The sequence below is a fragment of the Pseudomonas frederiksbergensis genome, assembly GCF_035751725.1.
Classification (GTDB): Bacteria; Pseudomonadota; Gammaproteobacteria; order Pseudomonadales; family Pseudomonadaceae; genus Aquipseudomonas; species Aquipseudomonas frederiksbergensis_A.
The window spans coordinates 5941079-5955505 of the sequence record NZ_CP142104.1 but is presented as its reverse complement, the minus strand read 5'-3'; the positions used below and the strand labels follow the sequence as shown (position 1 = coordinate 5955505).

General features: G+C 61.0%; 12 protein-coding genes. 6 read left to right on the top strand and 6 right to left on the bottom strand.

Going from position 1 to position 14427, the window contains the following annotated elements; all coding sequences use genetic code 11:
- Positions 1-10: 10 nt before the first annotated feature.
- A complete protein-coding gene (gene lpdA, locus VQ575_RS26875; protein ID WP_325918756.1) occupies positions 11-1411 on the bottom strand; it encodes a dihydrolipoyl dehydrogenase in 1401 nt (466 codons plus the stop codon).
- A gap of 203 nt (positions 1412-1614) precedes the next feature.
- Here lpdA and hflK (VQ575_RS26870) point away from each other — a divergent pair, with 203 nt between their 5' ends.
- The 5 genes from hflK (VQ575_RS26870) (at position 1615) to cfaB (ending at position 8929) form a co-directional block, all read left to right on the top strand.
- A complete protein-coding gene (gene hflK, locus VQ575_RS26870) occupies positions 1615-3576 on the top strand; it encodes a protease modulator HflK (RefSeq protein WP_325918754.1) in 1962 nt (653 codons plus the stop codon).
- Positions 3573-4610: a protease modulator HflC gene (gene hflC / locus VQ575_RS26865; RefSeq protein WP_325918752.1), complete on the top strand. Its 1038-nt coding sequence runs from the start codon at positions 3573-3575 to the stop codon at positions 4608-4610. Before hflK (VQ575_RS26870) ends, hflC begins: the two co-directional genes overlap by 4 nt.
- A complete protein-coding gene (gene hflK / locus VQ575_RS26860; RefSeq protein ID WP_198725863.1) occupies positions 4607-5659 on the top strand; it encodes a protease modulator HflK in 1053 nt (350 codons plus the stop codon). Before hflC ends, hflK (VQ575_RS26860) begins: the two co-directional genes overlap by 4 nt.
- On the top strand, positions 5656-7551 hold the full coding sequence (locus tag VQ575_RS26855; protein WP_325918750.1) for a cation-translocating P-type ATPase: 1896 nt from the start codon (positions 5656-5658) through the stop codon (positions 7549-7551). The genes hflK (VQ575_RS26860) and VQ575_RS26855 overlap by 4 nt, the downstream gene beginning before the upstream one ends.
- 190 nt (positions 7552-7741) lie before the next feature.
- The gene (gene cfaB / locus VQ575_RS26850) at positions 7742-8929 is read left to right on the top strand and encodes a C17 cyclopropane fatty acid synthase CfaB (protein ID WP_045154572.1); all 1188 of its coding nucleotides are present in this window, start codon (positions 7742-7744) and stop codon (positions 8927-8929) included.
- On the opposite strand, the gene cls is transcribed toward cfaB, so the two are convergent.
- Positions 8926-10365 (bottom strand): cardiolipin synthase, encoded by a 1440-nt coding sequence (gene cls, locus VQ575_RS26845; RefSeq protein WP_045154571.1) that lies wholly within the window; start codon positions 10363-10365, stop codon positions 8926-8928. The two genes, cfaB and cls, sit on opposite strands and share 4 nt — an antisense overlap.
- Positions 10366-10506: 141 nt before the next feature.
- On the opposite strand from cls, the gene VQ575_RS26840 reads away from it, so the two are divergent.
- Positions 10507-11028 carry a DUF3617 domain-containing protein gene (locus VQ575_RS26840; RefSeq protein ID WP_039593226.1) on the top strand — a complete coding sequence of 174 codons (522 nt, stop codon included), beginning with the start codon at positions 10507-10509 and terminating at the stop codon, positions 11026-11028.
- A 2-nt stretch (positions 11029-11030) separates the two neighbouring features.
- Here the strand turns inward: VQ575_RS26840 and VQ575_RS26835 are convergent, their stop codons facing one another.
- The 4 genes from VQ575_RS26835 to folE2 are packed head-to-tail and all read right to left on the bottom strand — an operon-like array spanning position 11031 to position 14344.
- Entirely contained in the window at positions 11031-11906 is an 876-nt protein-coding gene (locus VQ575_RS26835; RefSeq protein WP_039593227.1) for a metal ABC transporter substrate-binding protein, read from the bottom strand.
- Between the two features lie 10 nt (positions 11907-11916).
- Positions 11917-12783 carry a metal ABC transporter permease gene (locus VQ575_RS26830; RefSeq protein WP_045154569.1) on the bottom strand — a complete coding sequence of 289 codons (867 nt, stop codon included), beginning with the start codon at positions 12781-12783 and terminating at the stop codon, positions 11917-11919.
- Positions 12783-13451 (bottom strand): metal ABC transporter ATP-binding protein, encoded by a 669-nt coding sequence (locus VQ575_RS26825; RefSeq protein ID WP_045154568.1) that lies wholly within the window; start codon positions 13449-13451, stop codon positions 12783-12785. The genes VQ575_RS26830 and VQ575_RS26825 overlap by 1 nt, the downstream gene beginning before the upstream one ends.
- The gene (gene folE2 / locus VQ575_RS26820; RefSeq protein ID WP_325918748.1) at positions 13448-14344 is read right to left on the bottom strand and encodes a GTP cyclohydrolase FolE2; all 897 of its coding nucleotides are present in this window, start codon (positions 14342-14344) and stop codon (positions 13448-13450) included. The genes VQ575_RS26825 and folE2 overlap by 4 nt, the downstream gene beginning before the upstream one ends.
- Positions 14345-14427 lie beyond the last annotated feature (83 nt).

Below are 14427 nucleotides of genomic sequence, written 5' to 3'. Positions count from 1 at the left end.
GAGTGCGGCGCTACATTTGCGTCGCCATCCCCTCCACGTTCATGGCCGCCTGGCGCAATGCCTCCGAGCGGGTAGGATGGGGATGACAGATCAGGGCGATGTCCTCTGCCGACGCGCCGAATTCCATCGCTACGCAGTATTCGCCAATCATCTCGCTGACGCTCGGGCCCACCAGGTGCACGCCGAGGACTTCGTCGGTGTGCTCATCGGCCAACACTTTGGCGAAGCCCTCTGTTTCATGGTTGATCTTCGCCCGGCTATTGGCCGTGAACGGGAATTTGCCCACCTTGTAGGTGCGGCCAGCGGCCTTGAGCTGCTCTTCGGTCTGGCCGACGCTGGCCAGTTCCGGCCGGGTGTAGATGACGTTGGGGATCAGGTTGTAATTGACCTCGCCGGCCTTGCCGACAATTTGTTCGATACAGGCCATGGCCTCATCTTCAGCCTTGTGGGCGAGCATCGGCCCGGACGTGACATCGCCGATCACCCAGACACCGGGCGCTTCGGTGCGGTGGCGTTTGTTGGCGAGCATGCCGCGCGGATCGGTCGTCAACCCGACGTTCTCCAGCCCCAGGCCCTTGGTATAAGGTCGGCGGCCGATGGCGACCAGCACGTAGTCGGCTTCTAGGGTCTGTGCGTCGCCACCTGTCGCGGATTCGACCTGCAACTGCACGCCACTTGCCGAGGATGTGGCGCCAGTGACCTTGGCATTCAACTTGAACTCGATGCCCTGTTTTGCCAGGGCCCGCTGCAAGGTCTTGCCGGCATCCGCGTCCACGCCCGGGCAAATGCGGTCGAGGTATTCCACCACGGTCACCTCGGCACCCAGGCGCCGCCAGACTGAGCCCAACTCCAGGCCAATGACGCCCGCGCCGATGACCACCAGATGACGGGGCACTTCGCCGAGGGACAGTGCGCCGGTGGAATCGAGGATGCGTTGGTTATCAATTTCGACACCTGGCAGTGGCGTGGGCTCGGAGCCGGTAGCAATGATGATGTCCTTGGCGTTCAGTTCAACCTGCGTGCCGTCTTCGCGGGTAACGGTCACCTTGCCGGGGCCGTCGATGTGACCCCAACCTTTGATCCAGTCGACTTTGTTCTTGCGAAACAGAAACTCGATGCCCTTGGTCAGGCCCGCGACGCTTTCGTCCTTCTGCTTCATCATCTGCACGAGGTCCAAGGTGGGGGTGACGTTGATGCCCAGATTGGCAAATTCTGCGCCCTTGGCCGCTTCGTACAGCTCGGAAGCGTGAAGCAGGGCCTTGGACGGCATGCAACCAACGTTCAGGCAGGTGCCGCCGAGTGTGGCGCGGCCCTCGATGCAGGCGGCTTTCAGGCCCAATTGGCCGGCTCGAATTGCCGCGTTATAGCCGCCGGGACCTGCGCCCAGAATGATCACGTCGTAGTTGCTCATCACTGTTCTCCCGCCTGGGTGGTTAAAAAATTATGCACGTAATATGGGCGCTTCCAGAGACGTCGGTCAAGGCCTGCGGGTCAGGCCTTGCATGAAAAATACAAAACGGAAATTTCACAGGGGCCGTTATAAGGTAACAGCCTAGCGGAGCGGTGGCGGCATTTATCCACAGTCCTTTCTTTTTTCCACAGGCGCTGGATGTCATGCAAGTCGATCTTGATATCGAAGGGGCTCGGGTGGCCGAGTGGCCGCGCTTCCAGTGCGCTGCCTCGCAAACACGCCGCTTGAAGCGGCTCGCGATGACGCTGGTCGGCTTGGCGGGATTGGGGCTGGTGCTGGCGTTTTTCATCGGTTTATTTTCGCCGCGATCCTTGTGGCCCGCCTTGTTGGTCAGCCAAAGCGCAGGTCTGATCGTGCTGCTGGCAGGCCTGCACTCGGCCGGTTGGGTGACGCAATGGCGAAGCGCGGCGCTGGCGCCAGCGGTGGAAAATCTACCGGTTGAAAGCGAACCTGTTGATAACTCGGGTTGGTATGAGCGGATGCTCGAGCGCATCAGTGCGCGCTGGGTTGGCCTGCTCAAGCACATCGGGGCGCCTGCGTTATGGCTTTCCGGGTGGGCGCTCCTGGCGCTGCTGAGTCTTGAGCAAACCTGGAATCTGGAGTTGCCGGCCGCTTCGCTTGGCGTGTCGGGCAGTGTAGGTGCGGTGTTTTCGTTATCGCTGGCGTTCGGCGTGTTGGTGTTTGAACGTCAATTGGCCCAGCAGCCGCCCACCGAGTGGCCGGAAGCGTTGGCGTTGGCACAGCTGGCGCGGGTGGCGATCGTCGTATTGGCCTTCGGTGCATTGTGCCTGCTCTTCGCCGCCGATACGTCTATCTGGCCGATGCGCCTGGCGGTGCTGATCGGGGTGTTGCCAGGGCTGGTCGCGGTGGAGTTCCTGCTGCGCGCCGTACTTTCATTGTTCAGCCCGCGCCGCGACTCCTTGGAGCCGGCGTTGTTAGGCCGAAGTTTTGTCGCCGATCTGCTGTGCTGGCCACCGCAACCGCTGCGGGTCTTGCAGCACGAGTTGCACAACCGCTTCGGCATCGACTTGCGTCAGATCTGGGCGTTCAGCTATATGCGCCGGGCTTTCTTCCCGGTGCTGGCGCTGGTGGCGTTGGTGGGCTGGTCGCTCACCGGTGTGCATGAAGTGGCGTTACAGGAGCGCGGCATCTACGAGCGTTTTGGAGAGCCGGTGAAGGTCTTTGGCCCAGGCCTGCATGCGGGGCTGCCTTGGCCGTGGGGCAGGGTGCTCAAGGTGGAAAACGGTGTCGTGCATGAACTGGCGACCGGCGTCGGCGAAAACAAGGCGCCAGCGAAAGCTGAGCTGGGGGAGGGAGCGGCGCCGGCCATCGCCAATCGTTTATGGGACGCCACCCACGTCAACGACAAATCCCAGGTCATCGCCAGTCGGCATGCCGAACAACAGAGCTTCCAGATCGTCAACATGGATGTGCGCTTCGTTTATCGCATTGGCCTGACGGATGCCGCGGCGCTTGCTGCAACGTACAACAGTGCCGATGTGCCGGCACTGATCCGCAGCACGGCCAGCCGCATCCTCGTGCATGAGTTTGCTTCGCGAACGCTGGACGGTTTGCTTGGGGCGGACCGGGTCAATCTGGCAAACGAAATCGGTAGCGCGGTGCAGGCTGACTTGCAATCGCTCGACAGCGGCGTAGAGATTCTTGCAACCGTGGTGGAGGCGATCCACCCACCAGCCGGCGCGGCGAATGCCTATCACGGTGTGCAAGCGGCGCAGATAGGCGCCCAGGCACTGATTGCCCGGGAGCGCGGTGCCGCAGCGGAACAGAACAATCAGGCGCAACTGCAAGCCAGTATCGCCCATGACCAGGCCCAAGCCACCGCCAGGGAAATCAATGCTGCCGCCGAAGCCGCAGACCTGCGCTTCGATGCCGAACGCAAAGCCTACGCGATGGCAGGCCACGCCTTCGTCCTGGAGCAATACCTCAGCCAACTGAGCCAGGGGCTGGGCAAGGCCGATCTATTGATCCTCGACCATCGTTTGGGTGCTGGCGGCAACGCGCCGACCCTGGACCTGCGTAATTTCGCGCTGCCGGCGGATCCCGCGTCGTCACGTAAACCTGTCCAGCCAGGAGCTGCCCATTGAGCCAGTCTTCGTCACACGATCACCACGACCATGGTGGGCACAATCGCGGCCATGCAGGCCATCACCACGGGCATCATCATCACCACGGCGATTCGCAGCACACTGGGCCGTTTCCGTGGAGGCGTCTGGGCTGGGCGACGCTGTTGGTGGCGTTTGCCGTTGCGGCCGCCAGCCTGGTGCAAGTGCGCTCGGGGGAGGCCACCGTCATAACTCGTTTTGGGAATCCGGCGCGGGTGCTGTTGCAACCGGGCCTGGGTTGGCGCTGGCCGGTGCCTTTCGAGGCGGCGGTCCCGGTCGATTTGCGTTTACGTACCAGCTCCAGCGGTTTGCAGGATGTCGGTACTCGTGATGGGCTGCGGATTATCGTCCAGGCCTATGTGACGTGGCAGGTACAGGCTGACCCGGACAGTGTCCAGCGTTTCATGCGGGCAGTGCAGAACCAGCCGGACGAAGCCGCGCGACAGATTCGCACCTTTGTCGGCTCGGCGTTGGAGACCACGGCTGCCAGCTTCGATTTGGCGAACCTGGTCAATACCGATGCCAGTCAAGTGCGTATTGCCGATTTTGAAACTCAACTGCGCCGGCAGATCGAGCAACAACTGCTCGCGACCTATGGCGTACGGGTCCTGCAGGTAGGCATCGAGCGCCTGACCTTGCCTTCGGTGACGCTCGCTGCAACCGTGGACCGCATGCGTGCCGAGCGCGAAACCATTGCCACGGAGCGTACCGCGATGGGTAAACGCGAAGCGGCACAGATTCGCTCGGCGGCCGAACGTGATGCGCGAATCATGCAGGCAGATGCCGCGGTCAAAGCGGCCGAGATAGAAGCGCAATCCCGGGTCGAGGCGGCGCAAATCTACGGCAAGGCCTATGCGGGTTCGCCCCAGCTTTACAATTTGCTGCGCTCGCTGGACACCTTGAACACCATCGTCAGCCCGGGTACCAAGATGATTTTGCGCACCGACGCGGCTCCATTTCGCGTGTTGGTAGACGGTCCTCCGTCCTTGGAACCCAAGGGCGGGTCCCAACCATGAGTTTGGTTCCACGTGGAACAAACGAATTATCCAATCCGTGGATTCAGGCCGGGCGCCTGACGTTCCTTGCGTTTTATGCGGTCACTGTCCTTGCCGCATTGGCCTGGATGTTCGCCAATGTGCGGCAGATCGAGCCGCAGGACCGTGCGGTGGTTTTGCATTTTGGTGCATTGGACCGTATCCAGAACGCCGGACTTCTATGGGCATGGCCTCGGCCTGTGGAACAAGTGATTTTGGTGCCAGCGGCGGATCGAGTCCTTGAACGGCGCGTAGAAAATCTGCTGCGCTCGGATGCGGCTCTACAGGCTGATCGGGTGGCCAGTTTCGCTTCGCCCGTGCCTGATGCCTTGGCGGGTTCTGGTTATTTATTGACCGGTGACGCGGGCGTGGTGCAACTGGACGTGCGCGTGTTCTACAAGGTCATCGAGCCTTACGCGTACGTGCTGCAGGGCGAACATGTGCTGCCTGCTCTCGATCGGCTGGCGACCCGCAGCGCCGTGGCCCTTGCCGCAGCCCGGGACCTGGATACGATTCTGGTGGCACGCCCCGAGTTAGTCGGCAGCGACAGCCAGGCCGCGGAGCGTCGGGAGCGCCTGCGTGGCGATCTGGTGCAAGGGATCAATCGGCGTCTCGCTGATCTTGCAGCGACGGGGCAGGGGTTAGGGATCGAAGTGGTGCGGGTCGATGTTCAGTCGAGCCTGCCGGGACCTGCCGTGGGGGCCTTTAATGCGGTGTTGACGGCCAGTCAACAGGCCGACAAAGCCGTCGCCAACGCCCGCACCGAAGCGGAAAAACAGTCTCAGTCAGCCCGCCAGGACGCCGACCATGCGTTGCAGGTGGCCGATGCCCAAGCTGGCGAGCGGCTCGCCAAGGCGTCGACCGACACCGCTGCGGTGTATGGCTTGGCGAAGACCCAAGGCAGCGATCCGCAAATGCTGCTGCGCCTGTATCGCGAACGTATGCCGGAGATTCTGCGTCGTGCCGGATCGGTGACTACGCTCGACCCGAAAGACGATTCCCGCCTGATTATCCAGGGAGCCGGACAATGACCGCTCAAGCCTCTGCCTCGCCCATGTTGTCTTCTGCCGAACAGCGGGCCGCCGCTCGGCAATTGACCTTGGCGATGCTTGCCCTCGGGCTGCTTGCCTTGGGGCTGGCATGGCGCGCTTGGTCGCCAGAGCAGAACGGTGTCAGCCAATTGCTGTTGGGATTCGCCTCGCTGCTGGTGGCGGTGCCCGTGATGCGTTCCGCCTGGTACAGCCTGCGATATCCAAGCTTGCACGGCATCACCGACCAGCTCATCGCCTTGGCGATGCTCGGTGCATGGGCCACCGGCGATCTGCTGACGGCCGCACTGCTGCCCATCATCATGATCTTCGGTCACGTGTTGGAAGAACGCAGCGTGATCGGCTCCCAGGAAGCGATCCACGCCCTCGGGCAATTGACCCGCAGCCAAGCCCGGAAGGTTGAGGCCGACGGTACGATCATCGAAGTCGACAACCGGACGCTGCGGCCGGGCGACTGGGTGGAGGTCCGCGCCGGAGACCGAGTGCCTGCCGATGGCCGAATCTTCTTTGGCCAAGCGAGCCTCGACACTGCGCCTATTACCGGAGAATCCGTCCCAGTGGAGGCTGTCGTGGGCATGGATGTATTTGGCGGCGCGATCAACCTCGATGGCTTGCTACGCCTGGAGGTGACGCGTATCGGCGATGAGTCGACCCTGGGCAAGGTGATTGCCCTGATGCAAAACGCCGAGCGTTCCAAACCACCGATTACCCGTTTGCTCGAACGCTATGCCGGTAGTTACCTGGTGCTGGTGTTGCTGCTGGCCGCGGTGACCTGGTTTGTCACCAACGATGCCCAGGCGATGCTCGCGGTCGTGGTGGCGGCTTGTCCCTGCGCGTTGGTGTTATCAGCACCGGCGACAGCCATTGCCGGGATTGCGGTGGCAGCGCGCCACGGGATCTTGATTCGCAGCTCGGCTTTTTTGGAGGAGCTGGCGGACCTGACCTCACTCGTCATCGACAAGACCGGGACCCTGACCTACGGCACGTTGCAATTGCAATCGATCCAAAGCGCCTTGGCTGACCGCTGCGAGCTGCTGCCTTTGGCCGCCAGCCTTGGGTCGGCCAGCAGTCATCCCGTCAGTCGCGCGTTGGCGGGGCAGGTGGACCCGCTGCATTATCTGCCGCTTAGCGATGTGCACGAGCGCCAAGGCTTGGGTGTCACCGCCAACACCGGAAGGGGAGAAGCCGCACTCGGTCGCCCCGAGTTGTTTGCCCGGTTGGGTATCGACACGCCAGCCATTCCCGAGCATGACGGCCCGATCGCCGGCCTGGCGCTGGATGGGCAGTTTCTCGCCTGGCTGCTGTTGGCGGACAACATCAAACCGGAAGCACGGGCGGCCATGGCTGAGTTGCGCGAGCTTGGCCTGGGCCGCCAAGTATTGTTGACCGGAGATCGCCAGAGCGTGGCCATTGCCGTGGCACAGCAGGTCGGCATTAACGAATTGCAGGCCCAGGCCTTGCCGGAAGACAAGCTCCGGCGGGTCGAGGCTGAAACAGAGCATGGCTTTCGGCCCATGGTGGTGGGTGATGGCATCAATGATTCCCTCGCGCTCAAAGCCGGCGTGGTGGGTGTCGCAATGGGGGCCGGCGGGGCAGATATCGCGCTTGCATCGGCGGATATCGTCCTGATCGGCAGTGACCTGCGGCGCCTTGGTACCTGTGTGCGGCTGAGTCGGCAATGTCGACGTACACTGCAGGTCAACGTGATCATTGGCCTGGGCTGGACGCTGGCCATCGTAATCTTCGCCGCGTTTGGCTGGCTTGGCGCGGCGGGTGCGATGATCGCTGCGTTGCTGCACAACTTGAGCACGCTGCTGGTGTTGGGTAATGCCGGGCGGTTGCTGCGGTTCCAAGAGCCGTTGTTGAAGATCTAGCGGGTCAGTGGGAGCGAACTGTTCATGGCGCCCGCAGTCAGTTACGAGAGGGCACTTCACTTCCGGCGGTCACTGCTCAAGACAGTAGAGAAGAAGGCGATAGAAAAAGGCTATAAATTCGATAGCCTGCTATTTTTCTACCATGGTCTACCCTCAGTTCAGGCTTCTGAAACAAAGGGGGGATATTTTCATGTTCGCTCAACTTCCGCCGGCCTTGCAGAATCTGCACCTACCGCTTCGGTTGCGGCTCTGGGATGGCCATGAATTCACGCTGGGCGATGATCCCAGCGTCACAATTGTGGTCAAGGACCCACAAATGGTTGCGCAATTTACCCATCCCAGCCTGGATGCATTGGGAGCGGCGTTTGTCGAAGGAAAACTCGAGCTCGAGGGCTCGATCAGTGAAGTTATCCGAGTGTGCGACGAGCTGAGCCAAGCCCTGGTGGACGAAGACGACAGCAACCTGCCGGTGCGTAACGTCCATGACAAGGAAACCGACGCCAAGGCGATCTCCTACCATTACGATCTATCAAACGCCTTTTATCAGCTCTGGCTCGACAGCGACATGGTGTACTCCTGCGCTTATTTCGAGACCGGCAGCGAAACCCTTGAGCAAGCCCAACAAGCCAAGTTCCGCCATCTGTGCCGCAAGCTGCGTCTGCAACCCGGTGACTATTTGCTGGATGTCGGCTGCGGTTGGGGCGGGTTGGCACGTTTTGCGGCGCGGGAGTTCGGCGCCAGGGTGTTTGGCATAACCTTGAGCAAGGCCCAGCTCGCCCTGGCCCGGGAGCGGGTCAAGGCTGAAGGCCTGGAAGACCTGGTGGAGCTGCAATTGCTCGACTACCGCGATTTGCCACAGGACGGTCGTTTCGACAAAGTCGTCAGCGTCGGTATGTTCGAACACGTCGGGCACGCCAACTTGGCCCAGTACTGCAAGACGCTGTTCGGTGCCGTTCGCGAAGGGGGCCTGGTGATGAATCACGGAATCACCGCCAAGCACACCGATGGCCGTCCGGTAGGGCGTGGCGCGGGTGAGTTCATTGAGAAATATGTATTTCCCAATGGTGAGTTGCCGCATCTCTCGATGATTTCTGCCGAGATCAGCGAAGCCGGGCTGGAAATCGTCGATGTGGAAAGCCTGCGCATGCATTACGCGCGCACCCTCGATCATTGGAGCGAGCGTCTGGAGGACAACCTCGAAACCGCCTCCAGGGAGGTGCCGGAGCGGGCGCTGCGGATCTGGCGGCTTTATCTGGCAGGCTGCGCCTATGCCTTCGCCAAGGGCTGGATAAACCTGCACCAGATCCTCGCGGTCAAGGCCCATGCCGATGGCAGCCATGAATTGCCCTGGACGCGGGACGACATCTACGCGCCCTAAAGAATCGGCGAAATGAGCCGGGCGATCCGCATGCCGATCTTTTGCAGGCGGTGGGTCTCCCGGCTTTCCTGTTTCGCGACTTCGTGGGCCTGGGCAAAATCTTTCTCGAGCATCTGCTCCACTTCGCTGGCGAATGCGACATCAACCGTCAGCAGCATCACTTCAAAATTCAATCGAAACGAACGGTTGTCCAGGTTCGCGCTGCCGATCGCGCTTATTTCCTGATCGATCAACACGACTTTCTGATGCAGGAATCCTGGCTCATAACGAAACACCCGCACGCCGGCCCTTACGGCCTCGAATGCATAAAGGCTGGACGCTGCGTAGACGATTTTGTGATCGGGACGTGATGGCAGCAGGATGCGTACATCCACCCCGCGCAAGACTGCCAGGCGCAGCGCAGCGAAGACCGCTTCATCGGGAATGAAATAGGGTGTGGTAATCCAGATCCGCTCGTTCGCCGCATGGATCGCCTCGACGAAAAACAGCGAGCAGGTTTCGTGCGCGTCCGCCGGGCCGCTGGCCAGTAACTGGCAGAGCACGCCGCCGTCCGGGTAAGTATCCGGCAGGATCAATGGCGGCAAAGAACGGGCGGCCCAGAACCAGTCTTCTGCGAACGACTCCTGCATGCTTGCCACCACCGGGCCGCGTACTTCGACATGCGTGTCGCGCCATGGCGCCAGCGGGGGCTTTTCGCCAAGGTACTCGTCGCCTACGTTATGACCGCCGACAAACCCCAGTACGCCGTCCACGGCTACGATCTTGCGATGGTTGCGGAAGTTGACCTGGAACCGGTTCAACCAACCGCTGCGGGTGGCAAAGGCTTTCACATGGACGCCGCCGTCGCGCAATGCCTGGACATATCGGTGGGGCAGGGAGTGACTGCCGATACGGTCGTACAGCAGGTACACCGTCACGCCTTCGGCCGCTTTCTTCAAAAGCAATGCGTGCAGGCGCTGGCCGAGGCGGTCGTCATGGATGATGAAGAACTGGATCAGGATGGCTTCCCGCGCGCCTTCGATGGCTTGGAAAATCGCTTCGAACGTGGCGTGGCCGTCTACCAGCAACCGCACCTGGTTATTCGCCAGGCAGGGTGCTCGCCCTAGCTTGGGCATGGCGCGCAACGAAGCATAGGCCTGGGAGGCGCGAGCGGTGAGTGCTTCCTCGACCCAGGGTCGCCAGTTCAGCTCGGAAATCGCCTTGCGCATTTCTTCGTTTGCCTGCCGTCGCGCCTTGATGTAGCCGTCGAAAGTGCTGCGGCCGAAAACCAAGTAGGGGATCAACGTCAGATAAGGAATGAACAGCAATGAAAGGGCCCAGGCAATCGATCCTTGGGCGGTTCGCACGGTGAGTACCGCATGGACGGCGGCGATGGAGCCGAGTGTATGGAGCAGCGCGATCAGGTAACCGAAAACATGCGGGCCGTAATAATCCATGGGGCAGCCGAGCTCCTGAAGTTTCATTGCTTAACAGACCATGTTCCGCAGCGAATGTCGCTATTTAATTCACCTGGCCGGCCCTTGAACCGAAGCCTGCGGGCAGCGTCTAACGGCCACTTGTCCTCTGGAGTTTTTGCAATGAAAGTTCGCTTGCTGGGTGTGGCCTTGGCTGTTGGCTTGTCGGTTCCTGTAGCGGCGCAGGCGCAGATGCTTCAACCAGGCCTGTGGGAACTGACGACAAGCAACATGAAAGTCGACAACCAGAACTTGCCAGACCTGCAATTGATCCTCGGCCAGTTGCAGAACCAGATGACACCCGAGCAGCGGGCCATGTTGGAAAAGCAAGGCATTACCATGGGCGGCAAAGGTATTCGGGTATGCCTGACCCCGGAGCAAGTCCAGACGAACGACATCCCGTTGCAGGACCCGCAGTCGGGCTGCAAGCAGCAGATCACCGAGCGAACCGGCAACCAGTGGAAGTTTCGCTTCAGTTGTCCGAAAGCCCAGGGCAGCGGTATCGCGACATTCCAGAGTGATCGCGAATTCACCACCAAGGTCAATGGCACATTCAACGCCACGGGCATCCAGCAGAACGGTAGCCTGGATACCCGTGCCGTGTGGCTTGGGCAGGAGTGCGGGACAGTCAAGCCGAGGGCTTGATCTCAGGGCCGGCTCAATGCCTCGTACAGCGTGTCGAGGTTGTACTCGAACAGTCCGGTAAATGTGCTGGCGGGACCTTTGGCGGCGAGGGCGTCCGAATACAACGTGCCGCCAATGTGCGCGCCGCTTTCATCGGCTATTTGCTTGAGCAGGCGCGCGTCCTTGATGTTTTCCATGAACACAGCCTTGACCTTGGCTTTGCGGATTTGCGTGATCAGCGCAGCGACTTCGGCAGCGGAGGGCTCGCGTTCGGTAGACAGTCCTTGCGGCGCCATGAACTCAATGCCATAGGCCTGGCCCAGGTAACCGAACGCATCGTGAGAGGTGACGATCTTTCGATTGCCCGGTGGTAACGCGCCGAACTTCGCTTTGGCATCGTCGAGCAGGGCATAGATTGTTTTCAGGTACGCCTGGCTGTTGCGTTCGTAGTCTGCTTTGTTGGCCGGATCGGCTGCCTCCAGCGCCTTGGTGATATTGCCAACGTAGAGCACGGCGTTGGCAAGGTTGTGCCACGCATGTGGGTCGGGGATCGTCTCTCCATCTTCGTCCAATGAGCGCGGAATCACGCCCCGGCTGGCACTGATCACCGGGGCACTGGTTTCGGTGCTGGTGACCAGGCGATCCAGCCAAGGCTCGAAGCCCAATCCATTCTTGATGATCACATTCGCTTTCAGCAGCGCCTTGGCGTCGTCTGGTGTGGGCTCGTAGGTGTGCGCATCGGCGTCGGGACCGACCATGTTGACGATCTGGACGTGCTCGCCGCCGACCTGTTGGGTCATGTCGGCAAGGATGCTGAAGCTGGTGACAACCCGCAGCTTTTCGGCGGCGGGGGAAGACATGGACAGCATCAGGCTGAATATCAGGAGCAGGGCGCGCATCGGCAAAACCTCATTGGGATGTAAGCAAGGGGGGCCGGCGCAGCAAGCCGTGCACCGGACCAAATACCACCGACAACAAATACAACGCCCCGGCCACCAGTACGATGGACGGTCCGCTGGGCAGTGAGTAATAGAAGGACAGCAACAGGCCAAGCCAGACCGAGAGGCAACCGAGCAGCGCGGCGATGAGCATCAGCAGCGGCAGGCGACGGCTCCAGAATCGCGACGCGGCAGCCGGCAGCATCATCAGGCCGACCACCATCAGCGCGCCGATGGCTTGAAAGCCGATCACCAGGTTCAGCACCACCAAGGTCAGGAACACGCCATGGGCCAACGGGCCGAGACGACTGACGGTCTGCAGGAACAGCGGATCCAGGGTGTCGAGCAGCAGCGGTCGATAGATCAACGCCATCGCCGCCAGGCTGGCGCCGGAAACCCACAGCATGCCGGTGAGTGTCGGGCCGTCTACCGCCAGGGCCGAGCCGAACAGCAGGTGCAGCAAGTCCAGGCGTTTGCCGGCCATACCGAGGATCAATACACCCGCCGCGAGGGAAATGGGGTAGATCGCCGCGAGGCTGGCGTCCTCCCTCAGCCCGGTACGCCGGGTAATCCAGGCAGCGAGCCCGGCCATGCTCAAGCCCGCGCCCAGGCCTCCGATGGTCAAGGCTGGCAGGCTCAGTCCGGCAAACCAGAAGCCCAAGGCCGCGCCAGGTAATATGCCGTGAGCCACGGCGTCGCCGATCAGGCTCATCCGCCGCAAAATCAGGAACACCCCTAGCGGAGCTGTGCTGCACGCCAACACCAAGCCACCCAGCAAAGCCCGACGCATGAAGACAAACTCTTGGAACGGTTGCCAGAGATGTACGGCAGCAAGCATCAGGCCACCCACGCATGGGGTTGTTGGGCGATCAGGTCGACACTGCGGCCCAACACGCAACCGGTGTTTTTGATGAGCAGTGTATGGGGAACATGTTGGCGTACCGCCGCCAGGTCATGACACACCACCATGATGGTCCTGCCTTCGGCATGCCAGCGATGAATGTGTTTCCACAGAAGGGCCTGGCCTTGTTCATCGAGGGCAGCGTGGGGTTCGTCGAGCAATAGGAGCGGCGCTTCGGCCAAGCTCAGGCGAGCGAGTAGGGCGCGTTGCAGCTCGCCTCCCGACAAAGCCATCAACGGACGATGCTGGAGGCCGCTCAGCGCCCAGTCGTCCAGCGCCGTCTGGAGCAACTGTCGGCGCATGGCTGGCGTGTGGCGATTTCCCCAGGACCCGGCGGCCACCAACTCTTGCAGATTGATGGGAAATTGCCGGTCCAGATGTTGTTGCTGCGGCAGGAACGAAACTCCGCCACGGCGTGGAACATCCAGGCTGACTTGGCCGGACAGCGGTTTTTGCAATCCTGCGAGCACTTTCAAAAGACTGCTTTTGCCCGAACCGTTGGCCCCGATGATCGCGGTGAGGCTGCCTTCCGCTCGCGCCATGACTAGCGGCGGCGTGAGTGGTCGTCCGGGAGCACCCCAGCGCAGTGCTGTGCAGCTGATCATGATGCGCCCCGCGTCCAGCTGCTTCGAGCCACTGCGTCGTGGGCATGCAGGCTCTCGGCGTGAACGACGCGCACGTCCAGCGCGACGATATGGGGTGACCGGGCCAGAGCCGTCGTTAATCGCCGGGCAGCGTCTTCGCAGAACATCAGGTTTTGGCCGTTAGCCAGTGCGAAGGCTTGTTCATCGGCGCGCTTCACGGCGGTTTGTACTGCGGTGCCTAGGGCGGCTTCAGCTTCGTTGATGAGCGACTGCAGCGCAAATTCCTTAACGCCGGCGTCCAGCCGTAGGGTCAATGTCGCCGTGCTGCGTTGGCTATGCGGGGTTGCGACAATGCCATTCGACGACCCCAGCCAAGCGAGGACTTCGGCATGCTCAAGCTGCTTGTTGGCAAAGTCATCAACGAACTGCTGTTGCACCAGTTGCCGAGCAAGTGCTGCCGAACAGGGACACGTCGAAGAGTAGGGGATCTGAATCTGCAGTTCCACGTGGAACATTTTGTTTTTTAGCTGGGCTTCAATGCTCACCGGATAGCGTTTCCAGCCAGCCAAAGGACTTATAAGTGCCGGACGTTTAAGCAGCAGATCGGTATGCAAGTTGAGGGACGCTGTTTGGGACAAGCCTTCATGGCTATCGAGAAATTGCTGGAGGATTTGGCGTAACAGCGCCGGGGAAAGCGGCGTATCTTCCAACAAGCCCAGCGCCAGATATAAGCGTGACATGTGAATGCCTCGCGCCTCACCATCATCGAGGCTGACGCCAGCGTCGGCCATTGCGCTTAAACGTTGGCCATCAATCAATACCGGTGTCGCGACGCCACACATGCCAACCCAATCAAGGGGTAGGGGTTGACGTGAGATTTGGGCAGCCACGTCCGGCAGCGTTAAAGCGTTCATGGTCAAGATCCATCGAAGAGCTGAAATTCAATGTTATATTATAACAGTGAATTTTAAGAAACCTTTTCCATGAAACGAGTTTC

Coding starts and splice junctions, on each gene's coding strand:
- lpdA (WP_325918756.1), bottom strand. CDS start 1,411: ATGAGCAACTACGACGTGATCATTCTGGGCGCAGGTCCCGGCGGCTAT.
- hflK (WP_325918754.1), top strand. CDS start 1,615: ATGCAAGTCGATCTTGATATCGAAGGGGCTCGGGTGGCCGAGTGGCCG.
- hflK (WP_198725863.1), top strand. CDS start 4,607: ATGAGTTTGGTTCCACGTGGAACAAACGAATTATCCAATCCGTGGATT.
- VQ575_RS26855 (WP_325918750.1), top strand. CDS start 5,656: ATGACCGCTCAAGCCTCTGCCTCGCCCATGTTGTCTTCTGCCGAACAG.
- cfaB (WP_045154572.1), top strand. CDS start 7,742: ATGTTCGCTCAACTTCCGCCGGCCTTGCAGAATCTGCACCTACCGCTT.
- cls (WP_045154571.1), bottom strand. CDS start 10,365: ATGGATTATTACGGCCCGCATGTTTTCGGTTACCTGATCGCGCTGCTC.
- VQ575_RS26840 (WP_039593226.1), top strand. CDS start 10,507: ATGAAAGTTCGCTTGCTGGGTGTGGCCTTGGCTGTTGGCTTGTCGGTT.
- VQ575_RS26835 (WP_039593227.1), bottom strand. CDS start 11,906: ATGCGCGCCCTGCTCCTGATATTCAGCCTGATGCTGTCCATGTCTTCC.
- VQ575_RS26830 (WP_045154569.1), bottom strand. CDS start 12,783: ATGCTTGCTGCCGTACATCTCTGGCAACCGTTCCAAGAGTTTGTCTTC.
- VQ575_RS26825 (WP_045154568.1), bottom strand. CDS start 13,451: ATGATCAGCTGCACAGCACTGCGCTGGGGTGCTCCCGGACGACCACTC.
- folE2 (WP_325918748.1), bottom strand. CDS start 14,344: ATGAACGCTTTAACGCTGCCGGACGTGGCTGCCCAAATCTCACGTCAA.